This is a genomic window from Blautia difficilis, from assembly GCF_014297245.1.
Lineage (GTDB): Bacteria > Bacillota > Clostridia > Lachnospirales > Lachnospiraceae > Blautia_A > Blautia_A difficilis.
The window spans coordinates 1-10,830 of record NZ_JACOQG010000047.1 but is presented as its reverse complement, the minus strand read 5'-3'; the positions used below and the strand labels follow the sequence as shown (position 1 = coordinate 10,830).

Annotated in this window: 11 protein-coding genes and 3 pseudogenes; 1 reads left to right on the top strand and 13 read right to left on the bottom strand. The window is 34.3% G+C overall.

Annotated elements, in window-relative coordinates; all coding sequences use genetic code 11:
- Positions 1-378: 378 nt before the first annotated feature.
- The 3 genes and pseudogenes from H8Z82_RS15930 to H8Z82_RS17975 form a co-directional block, all read right to left on the bottom strand.
- Positions 379-1,437 carry an NAD-dependent epimerase/dehydratase family protein gene (locus H8Z82_RS15930; RefSeq protein WP_186995673.1) on the bottom strand — a complete coding sequence of 353 codons (1,059 nt, stop codon included), beginning with the start codon at positions 1,435-1,437 and terminating at the stop codon, positions 379-381.
- A gap of 32 nt (positions 1,438-1,469) precedes the next feature.
- Complete coding sequence (locus tag H8Z82_RS15925) at positions 1,470-1,673, bottom strand: alanine racemase C-terminal domain-containing protein (protein WP_186995672.1); 204 nt, start codon at positions 1,671-1,673, stop codon at positions 1,470-1,472.
- Positions 1,648-1,773, bottom strand: a pseudogene (locus tag H8Z82_RS17975) (DUF6783 domain-containing protein); the annotation flags it as partial. The pseudogene H8Z82_RS17975 and the gene H8Z82_RS15925, both read right to left, overlap by 26 nt.
- On the opposite strand from H8Z82_RS17975, the pseudogene H8Z82_RS18115 reads away from it, so the two are divergent.
- Positions 1,750-1,800: pseudogene (locus H8Z82_RS18115) on the top strand (DUF6783 domain-containing protein); the annotation flags it as partial. The pseudogenes H8Z82_RS17975 and H8Z82_RS18115 sit on opposite strands and share 24 nt — an antisense overlap.
- Positions 1,801-1,829: 29 nt before the next feature.
- Here H8Z82_RS18115 and H8Z82_RS18110 read toward each other — a convergent pair.
- The 10 genes and pseudogenes from H8Z82_RS18110 to dltA form a co-directional block, all read right to left on the bottom strand.
- Positions 1,830-1,982 carry an alanine racemase C-terminal domain-containing protein gene (locus H8Z82_RS18110; RefSeq protein ID WP_456298244.1) on the bottom strand — a complete coding sequence of 51 codons (153 nt, stop codon included), beginning with the start codon at positions 1,980-1,982 and terminating at the stop codon, positions 1,830-1,832.
- A pseudogene (locus H8Z82_RS17810) lies at positions 1,983-2,270 on the bottom strand (polysaccharide biosynthesis protein); the annotation flags it as partial.
- A gap of 56 nt (positions 2,271-2,326) precedes the next feature.
- The gene (locus H8Z82_RS15915) at positions 2,327-3,754 is read right to left on the bottom strand and encodes a lipopolysaccharide biosynthesis protein (RefSeq protein WP_186995671.1); all 1,428 of its coding nucleotides are present in this window, start codon (positions 3,752-3,754) and stop codon (positions 2,327-2,329) included.
- Between the two features lie 247 nt (positions 3,755-4,001).
- Positions 4,002-4,715 carry an IspD/TarI family cytidylyltransferase gene (locus tag H8Z82_RS15910; protein ID WP_186995670.1) on the bottom strand — a complete coding sequence of 238 codons (714 nt, stop codon included), beginning with the start codon at positions 4,713-4,715 and terminating at the stop codon, positions 4,002-4,004.
- Positions 4,716-4,761: 46 nt separating this feature from the next.
- Entirely contained in the window at positions 4,762-5,874 is a 1,113-nt protein-coding gene (locus H8Z82_RS15905) for a CDP-glycerol glycerophosphotransferase family protein (protein WP_186995669.1), read from the bottom strand.
- A 68-nt stretch (positions 5,875-5,942) separates the two neighbouring features.
- Positions 5,943-7,151 carry a glycosyltransferase family 39 protein gene (locus tag H8Z82_RS15900; protein WP_186995668.1) on the bottom strand — a complete coding sequence of 403 codons (1,209 nt, stop codon included), beginning with the start codon at positions 7,149-7,151 and terminating at the stop codon, positions 5,943-5,945.
- Between the two features lie 76 nt (positions 7,152-7,227).
- Positions 7,228-8,274 carry a glycosyltransferase gene (locus H8Z82_RS15895; protein ID WP_186995667.1) on the bottom strand — a complete coding sequence of 349 codons (1,047 nt, stop codon included), beginning with the start codon at positions 8,272-8,274 and terminating at the stop codon, positions 7,228-7,230.
- A gap of 11 nt (positions 8,275-8,285) precedes the next feature.
- Positions 8,286-9,206, bottom strand: a complete 921-nt coding sequence (locus H8Z82_RS15890) for an AAC(3) family N-acetyltransferase (protein WP_186995666.1) — start codon at positions 9,204-9,206, stop codon at positions 8,286-8,288.
- 22 nt (positions 9,207-9,228) lie between these two features.
- Positions 9,229-9,471: a D-alanine--poly(phosphoribitol) ligase subunit DltC gene (gene dltC / locus H8Z82_RS15885; RefSeq protein ID WP_186995665.1), complete on the bottom strand. Its 243-nt coding sequence runs from the start codon at positions 9,469-9,471 to the stop codon at positions 9,229-9,231.
- 13 nt (positions 9,472-9,484) lie between these two features.
- Positions 9,485-10,830 (bottom strand): D-alanine--poly(phosphoribitol) ligase subunit DltA (dltA, locus tag H8Z82_RS15880; protein WP_186995664.1); only part of this gene is annotated, 1,346 nt, incomplete at its 5' end.

Below are 10,830 nucleotides of genomic sequence, written 5' to 3'. Positions count from 1 at the left end.
GCTTAATCTATAAACCACATATTTAGGGGGATATGTCAAGATATTTATATAAAAAAATCCAGAATATAAGCCCAGAATGCTGAAAATTCAACCATTCTGGGCTTAAGTTGACCACATTGGAGTCTGACCCTTGTGGTTCACTGTGCCGGCAAACTTGTCAGAGTCATCTGGAAGATGCTCACTGACGAAGTAGAATTTAACCTCGAATAAGAGGGCTGTATACCATAATCGATAGGTTTTGAAAAAGAGCTTTTAGGGAGCTTTATTAAAGTTACCCTTTTTTCACCCGAAACAGAAAAATAAATTTCTGGCTAATTTATACTTGACTTTTCATAGCCGGTCTCCTTATCTGTTATAGATCCACCTATCAGAAGAGATTTATCTTATATCTTCAGAATCGCGTATAATCCTCACTGTGTGCTCGATGCCTGTTCTTGCATTGAATAATCCATGCCAGCCCAAACTCAAAAGTTTTTCACTGTTTAATGATGAATTATTCATTGGATTAAAGCTCTTCTTTTCTTCATCGGACGGTGCTGATCTTATCAGCTTACATTTCCCTACATCCGTCAGTATCTCTGCAAGTTCTGCGATTGAGATAACTGAATCCGGATTTGATATGTTATACGCATTATTCTTTTCTCCGCACATCAGGACTTTAATAATTGCCGATGCGCAGTCTAGGCAATAACAGTAGCTCCGTATTTGCTTACCATCACTTTTCATGACGATATCACGACCACATGCCACATCAAATGCCCACGCTGAAGCTATACGTTTATCTCCTCTTAATGCGGTTGGACCATATATGTGACCGGGTCTTACAATAACGACTTCTACTCCCCCCCGAAATTCATCCGAATATGAAATACACAGTGTTTCAGCTGCGCGTTTTCCTATCGGATATGAACTTCTCGAATTAAGGACATCTACATACCCATACTGATTTTCCAAGAATGCTCCTTCTGTATCTTTCTTGCCGTATACTTCGGAGCTGGAAACATAAAGTATCCGCTTGGATTTTACATTGTTTGCATAATCTAAAAGTTCCTTCATTCCAAGGAAATTGCTACTCATCGTCTCCACAGGTTCTTTTGTATACGTGTCTGGAGACGCATTGCTTGCAGCATGAATAATATAATCTGCCTTAAAATAAAAATCATTATGCTTTGACGCATCATATTCTACAAAGGTCATATTTTCCATACGCTCACCAAACCGGCTATGCATTTTCGAATATGATCTTCCGGCAACAAATATTTTTATGCTACTGTCGTGCAATTCATTATATCTTAATAAAAGATCAATAACGGCTGAGCCAATCAGACCGCTTGCTCCCGTAATGAATACCGTATTTCCTTCTAGCTCCTTCAATTCTGGAATTGTTGCCATTACTCTATTGATATCATCAATCCATAATATAGAATCATACAGCATCTAATCGCCTTCCTTACTTTAACCATTTATCCTTATCTTATTGAAGGTTCAGCAACAAGGTCTTCCATGAAGTATCCTTCGACCATATCACTATATCCAACAAACTTTTTGCTTTGATAATAAATTCGCGGTACTCTTTCTCCAACCGTGCATACAACTTCATAGTTAATACTGCCATTGATTGCAACGATTTTATCTGCAGAGCAGTTTTTATCGCTTTCCCAAATCGTAATCACATCTCCTAGAGCGTGTTTGAAAAATCATTCCCACAATCTGCACGCCCCACTTTGCGGTATATTTTGCCCGAATTCGGTTGCCGTAGCCCGCTACGATGCCCTCATCCGGACAAAATCTTCCACAAATTGTGACGCACATCTTGCGAAGAGCATTTTTCAAACACGCTCTAGCTCACATTCAATATTTGAAACATCAACCATCATCTGTTCCATACAAACATGCCCAGTTATTAGAGACAGTTTGCCGTTTACTAGAATCGCATAAGGCTTCTTCCAATTACTTCTCCAAAAACCATCAGCATATCCAATATCTGTTCCGATAACATTGGTGCGGACGGCTTCCATCGGAAAGAACTCGCAGGATGGAAGCTGCTTTAAAGCAGCTGCGTGAAAGATATAGTCCACACTGTGCATCGCTCCCTTTACGGACGAAAGGTCTCTTACATCTCCTATGTAAAATTTGATCTTGTCCGCTACTTCCGGCATCTTTGCCTGAAACTCACGGCGAATATCGTCCTGTTTCTTTTCGTCACGGGAGAAGATGCGGATTTCACCGATGTCTGTATATAAGCGTTTTGTCTTTAAAAATCGACATATTTATTCCTCCAATAGATAACTTCATTTATGTTCTGCAAATATTTTCGGTTAATTACTCAATTCATTTTTAATCTTTTGTTTATTGTAAGCTTAAGCACTCGTATATATTCAATCAGGTTTTTTCTGAAGAGTACACTTACTACAACAACCGGAACAAATTGGAAAAAATAGACACTGTTAATTTCTAATACAACCTGTATTAATATAGCTAACCAAAGAGCCAAAACTCTTCTCAAATTCACACCACTAATTACATCTCTCGCCGAATAATAGCGTACAGCAAAAATGATAAAACTTGAAAAAGCTGTAGCGATTGTAACTCCCATAGTTCCAATCCAAAACATAAGAATTATATTTAGTAATATATTTACAACTCCTCCAGTAATCGTTGAATAAGCGACGGTTTTCGTATCATACCGAGCTGTAAGTATCGGTGCAATGAATCCTGCAGAAGCAGAGAAATAGCTACTTAACAGTAAAAAAGGCACAAAAATCCATGCAGAATAGAAATCTTCAGCAAACATAATCGACGCTATCGGTTTTGTAAAAAGCAAAAAAAGTGAAATCATATAATATAAAAATATATTTAATGAAATAAATATATTTTTATAGAACGAGCCACTATTGCTTTTTTCATATTCTTTAGTTGCTGAAATCTGCCAAGCTTGAATGAACAACCCATAAACCACGGCTATAATACTTGGGATTTTATATGCAACAGATAGAATTCCAGCAGCATCAATCCCAATCCCCCAAGTAATAATATATCTATCTGACGCATTATTAATCCACCAACCTATGTTGGTTAGTATAAGTGGGGCTGAATACTTTAATATCATTTTTTTTAAATCTTTATCTACATTTCCAGTTAAGGAAAACATTTTCCAAAAATGCATCGAAAAGAAAAGATATACTGCCGGAATCAGTTGTCCAAGTATATTTGCTACAAAAAAGCCTCTCAGTCCATTTTTTATCACTAATAGGAAAATGACATTTCCACCCACCATGAATACAGTGCCAATAACGCCGGAAATCGTCATCTTTTTTATTTTATCAATCCCTTTAGCCAACTGTATCATATACTGATTAAACATGTAGCTAATGTAAAAAATCAATATGTATACAGAGTATTCTCTTATCCAATCAGAAATACCAAGTGCTGCAAAAGCAGATAAAACCATAAAAGCTGGAAGTATACTATAGACACAGCATTTTGTGGTAAACGAAACTATCTTTTTTGTTTCCGATTTTGCGCTTACGGTAAATCGGAATACACTTTCCGATACATTAAGTGATAAAATAGGAACTGCTAACTGCAAACTTGTATATATGAGATCATAAAACCCATACTCAGAAGAACTCAATACGCTTGTGTATAATGGTACAAGGAAGAACACCAAAACCTTTGATGAAAAACTGCCAATTGCTATTATAACAGTGTTTTCAAAAAGTTCTGCATATCTTGTGCCCGTTTTATTTTTCATTAGAATCAATCACTTCCTTCATTTGTAATACTGTATGCTGTACTCCTGCTTTAAGCGAAAGCAAGCATTCCAACGCGATCTCTCCAGTTTATCGACGTTCAATGATGCATTTTCAACTTTGTAAAACTCGGCTTTCAAATTCAAATGCTTCTCGCAATATAATCTTTTTCCTCCATTTTCGCAAATCAGTTGGCAATAGAATATGTAACTTTTTGCGGTTCAAAACGATAACTATCATTTCGATACATCATTTTAACCAACTATCTTTCTTCACACTGTGTAAAGCTTTAAAAATCATCATATCGTCAACAGTTGTAATTTTTAGATTTTCTTCAGAGCCACGTGAAAAATACACTGTTTCTCCTAATTCCTGCATTAATGTGCACGATGCAGCTGTATTTTTGATATTAAGTTCTTTCGCCTTTTCGTGTGCCCATAGCAGCTTTTTGAGCTGATATGTATGTGGCGTCTGTGTTCGAAATAAACTTTCTCTTGGTATTGATTCTCTTGAGGTGTTTCCTCCATCAACACTTCTAAAAACAGCCTCAACACAAGGAATTGCAGCCACAGCAGAGCCATGCTGTTGATATACTGCCAAGCTATTCGAAATAATTTCCGCAGAAACTAGACATCTATTTCCATCGTGAACCATAACAATATCATCTGCATCGATTTCATTCTTCAATTTGCACAGTGCGTTGTAAATTGACTCTTGTCCCGTTTCACCGCCTGAAACAATCCATTTTAATTTTGTAATATTAAACTGTCCGGCATAAGCACTTACAACTTCTTTCCATGCGGGTAACGTGACAACAATAATCGCATCAATACTAGGATGATTCTGAAAAGCTTCCATCGTATATATAATAAGCGGTTTGTTGTCAACATGAATAAATTGTTTTGGGATATCCTGCCCCATTCTCGTACCAGAACCAGCAGCTGTCAGCAAAGCAACGACCATTTGTCTTCCTCCAACTTTAAAATTCTATCATTGATAAGTGCACAAGTTATTTGTTCCATTTTGACTCTAACCAAGAACAAGTTTTTTTAATTGCATTTCCGTCATCATAATTTCCTATATCTGAAAAGTATTTTTCTAATTCTAAACAGTACTTTTCTTCATCATATTCCATAATTCTATTTTTCAGCCCATTCATATCCAAGGCATACTGAAATGGAAGGCTTCTAATATCTCGCATAAATCCCCTACTAGTAAGATATGTCTCGACATCGGGTATATAAGAGAATACTGGCTTATGCATGAGTGAAAAATCGTGTCCACATGAAGAATAATCTGTAATAAGCACATCTGCTGCGCACAACAATTCTTGCATATCGGGATATGATGTTGCATCTATCAATTCCTTTTCTCTTAATGTATGATGCATTGCATGATGACCCCTAAAGAGAAAAATAAATTTTTTTTTAAATTTTCTTTCTAAGTACTGTTTTGTATCCTCTACAGAAAGCATCTGCTCCTTCGGCAGAAATAGTACATCTGCGACTTTCCCCCTATAAGTAGGCGCATATAACACCAACGACACATCGGGTGTTCTTTTTAGTCCATAATATTGATAGACCTTATCAATAGCCTCCTCATGATTATTCAGCAATATATCATTTCGAGGAAGACCTGTTGGAAGAATTAGCTTATCATATAGGAATGACTGCTTTAACTGCAGTGTAGTTATTAATTCAGAACTTGACAAAAATGCCGTATATTTCTTTCGCTGATTTATGTAAAACAAACTTTCATTGGGATCAACGTTTTTTTCAAGCATTCCTGTAGGTTTTAATGCGCCTCCACCATGCCACGTATTAAGTACTATTTGCCCTTTTCTAATGGGTATGTACGACTCCATCATGTCATTTACAATAATGGTTTTTGCGCAGCACATATAAAAGAAATACATAAGTTTATTTCTTTTATTGATAATATGATATCCTAGATTTCTTGGGATTTTATTTACATCATCAATTACCCAATAAACGTCATGATCCTTGTATGTATTATTTATATATTCAGATAGATATTTAGGACTATCCGAATATTGCGTACCATTAAAGCTCGAAAACAGCACAACCTTTTCTTTAATAGGAAAAATCCAAATAATCTTCATAAAAAACATGCACAAACGCACCATTGTATGTTTAACTCTATATTTCATAAAGTGTTCCCCATTCCTTCTCAAATAAATATCAACGCCGACATTGCGGCGGCAGAAAGACACATTACTATTATTTTATTTTTGCTATTAGCCTTTTCCCAAAAAATTGAAAATGCCATTATCGGAATTGGTAGCAAACTAAAAATATGCCTATATATTAGTATGCTTGATATAATTGTAATTAAATAATATCCTCCGCACACTCGAAACAGATCTCCATCCTTTTTCTTGTAAAGTGCTATATAAAATAATGCCCCAACTGCAATAGGTAACATTGCATAATTTCCTATCCGAACAATATCTATCCATGTAGAAACTCTCTGTGGTAACCCTATTGGTAAAATACATGAAGCAAAGAAAGATAGAGGAAGTTTCCATATATCACTGATTTTGTTCACCTTCAGATATCGTCCTAGCCCCATATCAGCAGTGATATCTGATTCTGATATATATGCCTTGAATTTAAGCAAAATAGCGCCATAACTCCGATATATAATGATAGCTCCAACTATGCATAGCATTATTATTGCAAAAATGTGTTTTGCGTTCATATGCTCTTTTATTATTCCAGCATATACATATATCACAGCCAGTACCAAAAATATTACTGATAATCCACCCCTTGTAGAGAGTATTCCTACAGCAGACAATATTGTTAGCAATATTGTTGAAAAGCCAAATTTGAATCTTTCTAAGTGTTTCTTTCGGACTGCCTGCAACAAAATATAAAATGTAAAGAACGATACCATACAATCTTTATACGAAAAACAAGGAAAAATAACAAAATATGGCAAGTATGATAAACATTTAGCAGCAATCATCGCACTTTTCTCTGAGTGCACTATTCTTACAATCTCATACACGCACCATATTGTTAAAGTAAAAAATAAAATATTGATGAATCGTAGTACCCATCTGCATTTTGTAATATATATAGCAATGCAGCTAATCCAATACCATAAAGGTGTTCCAGCAATCCAATTTTGATGACCTACCCAATCTCCAAATGAATCAAAGGTATTCCTAAATACAGTTTTATCTATTATATGTTCTGCTGACTGAGAATAGAGTACTCCTCCCTGTTCATACCTATAGTCATCGTTATATGGGTTATTTCCGCTTAAGCCGAATGCAGGTATTCTGTCTGCACACAGAACAATGATCATTAATACGACTAATCGTATTAAAATCGCACTAATCAGTGTTACTTGGATTCTCTTCAATTTCATATTTTGCAAATCTCCCCTTAGAAACTGTATCATTCATTTCTTGAGCCTCTTTTGTTTTATTAATATATGTTTCTTATCACTTTTCCAAGGAATCCACTACTAGTTTCCATGAGTTGATATGAATAGGAATCTCATTTGTTATTTTCTTTTTAGATATTTCTCCTAATCTAATTTTTTTCATAAGTCTAGAAAGGCTCTCTGGAATAAATGGATCAAAAAAATAGGCATTATCGTACCCATCCAACAATTCATGTGAAAAACTGGTATCAGCTGCAAGAATTATTGTTTCCAACATTCTTGCTTCCACCAACGGCAACCCATAGGTTTCAATGTAAGAAGGAAATAATAAAGTACTTTTTTTTAAATGTCTCATTACATCCTTATGATCCATTTTTCCATAAAATTTTATCTTATTATTTAATTTATTATTCTTATCTATCGTTACACCAACACAAATATCATTAATTCCTTCATTTTCCAAAATATCCATAGCCTTACTAATACAAATGTGATTTTTGTAATATGCTCCACTAGCAGGATAAAAGAAGCATTTTTTATCAAACTCATTTTCATCTGAAAAAAACGGCACCCTAATAATTTCTGGTGGAATAATAACTATTTTTTCTTTTTTAATATTACATTTTTCAGCTATTGCGTCTCTTATCCACTTTGTTTGTACTATTATTTTATCTGAATTCCTACATGCGGATTTTATTAACTTTCCAATTAAATATTGATAAACAGCATACGGTCTTTGTTCTTTATCAAAAAAGCTGAAATTGTATACATTTTGAAAAGGAATAGACTGATCCATATACATTACCTGTTTTGCCTTAACTCCTTTAACTAAAGTATTTTGCAAATAAAAAACAACATCTGGATTTAAATCGTTAATTATTTTTCCACCATAAACATTATCAAACATTAACCTTCGTATTCTACTTTTCTTTTCTTTTTTGAAAAGTAGAACATGAACATTTTTCGTTTCTTTTATATACATACCGCTAAGTAAAAAGAACCATTCATTTATATCATCAGCTTCCAAGATATACTGATACAATGATTTTAAAATTGAAATTGCTCCGCCCTCGCTTGCGGCTATGTCGTTTACTACAATCCTCACGTTGCCCTCCATTATTTTAAATATTTTTTGGGTATTGTATACATTAATTCTCCCTGCTTACATCTACCAATCAGGAATTCCATCATCTCATAGCAATCTAAAACAATTTCCACGGGAATATCATCTACTTGCATATTGATTAAGTAATTATTATCTTTCAATATACGGTCTGTTCTATATTCGTTAACATATTGATACCAGTCTTCTTTCTGAATCTTAATGCTTTTTTCAATTGTTGATTCTCCCAAAAAAATCCTATATTTTCTCTCTTCATACCAATTCTTAACAGGCCACGCTTTTCCCATTACATCTGGTACCATATGAATAGCCATAGTATTAGCTTCTCTCGAAGTTGTCCCAAGAAAAAGAATTTTTGCATGATGCTGACGACAAAATTCCCATGGTGTATTAACTCCATGAGGATACTCAGCTTCTAAATTATTTTCCATCATATCGGACGCAAAAACTCCTTTTGCTGCCAGTGTATTATATGGAAACTGTGAACGAATCACACCATCTCTTTTTAAAAATACATTTGGTAACATTCCAGTCCAACACAATGTCTTTTTAGGATCATACTTATATACCTCTTTTTTTCTTAATGGCTCAATAGGATAAGTAGCAAAAACAACAGTATTATGTTCAAATACATTCAAAATAAAATCAATCAGTTCTTCCGTTGATATTCCAAGACTTCTAAGGCCATCAAGAGACGAATGAACTAAAACAATATCTCCTTCTTTAATTCCACAATTCTGAAGTTTATTCCTAAGAAGAGCAATTTTCTCATCATTACGTTGAATCGCAATTTCACTTTTTAAATTACCTTTTATTGCTTTCCTTAATTTCTTCTTTATAGGTTTCGCTACAGTAGCCATTTTTCGAAGGAGCACTTCTGCCTTTCCAGATTGCTCCATTATTGTTTCGAGCATTTGTTCAATCTCCTGCTGCTTTTTATTCAACGCTTAACTTTATATACTTTATTATTTTTTCGGCCGTACAAAAATCATCGGGATTAAATGTTTCAAGAGGAATTTCAACCTCAAACTCTTCCTCAATTTCAGAAAGAAGAGATACTACTCCCATTGAATCCAAATAACCTTCTTGAATCAGATCTAACTGTAAATTTTTTTTTACTTTCTTTGTTCCACAAATATCTACCAATAAATCAAGTATTTTATCTTCAACTTTTTTCATCCTAATTATCTCCTTACTCTGCATCAATTAATATTTCTATTTTTTTTCTGTCAATTTTCCCGTTATTTGTCATCGGAATTGCATCAATAAACTCATATTGCTGTGGAACCATATAACTTGGTAACTGTTTATAAAGTGCTTCCTTAATTTTTTCTTTTGCTTTGGTTTCATCCTGATCTTTATCAGAAAGAACAACCACACCTACAAGTGCTTTTACTTTCCCATTATTCATTCTCGGAATAACTACACAATTCTCAACAAAATTCTGCTTAAGTATACAGCTTTCTATATCTCCTAATTCAATTCGATAGCCATTCAGTTTTATCTGTAAGTCTATTCTCCCACAATAAAAAAGCTGTTCATTCTCAATGTATCCAAGATCACCAGTCCTATAAGCTCGCACCTTTTTTCCTTGATACTGACAATTTATAAAAGATTTATTAGTCAAATCCTCACGTTTGAAATAGCCCTTTGCAAGAGTATCTCCAGTTATCAGTATTTCTCCAATTAAATGTCCATCCTCTTCTCGCTTTTCATTATCAGAGATAATAAAACTAGTTCCTAATTTAGCTCTGCCAACTGGAAGCGGATCAAACTCATCTATTATATCCTTAGTAATTCTTACATCACTTACAGCTACAGTTGACTCTGTGGGACCATAGGTATTTTGAATCACCACATTCGGAAAACGCTTTATTAATTTACTTGCAGTCTTATTTGTGAGTGTTTCACCACAAAAGAAAAAACTTTCGATTGTAGGAATATTGTCTGCAGAAAAGCCCTTATCAAGCAAACACATATTTACAAATGATGGAGTACTTACTATCGCATTAATTCCATTTTCTTTTATAAACGGCGTAATAGCAGCTAATTGCTTCTGTATATTTTTTTCCATCATATAAAGAGTACAACCACAATACAAGCTTGTATACAAATCCATAACAGATAAGTCAAATGAAAATGGAGCCTGATTGAGAAAATTCGTGTTTAATCCATATTTTGCTTCAGCCCCAAGTGTCGAAGACCAAGCTAAAAAATTATCAAGATCATCAGCTGTTATTTCTACCCCTTTAGGCTCACCAGTACTTCCTGATGTAAAAATAATGTAGTAAGTATGACAACCATTAACACATGTATTACTTATATTAGGAACACTATTTAGTTCAACATTACAAATTTGCTCAATTTCTGAAAAGGATACAACTTTAGTCACATTTGTTGAATAATTTTCTACAGCAAATACAAAAGAACTCCGAGTCTGTCTCAAAATCTTATTTACACGTTCTTCTGGCATTGAAATATCAACTGGACAATATGCATGTCCTGACATAGTACAGGCTAAAAAACAAACTATCATAT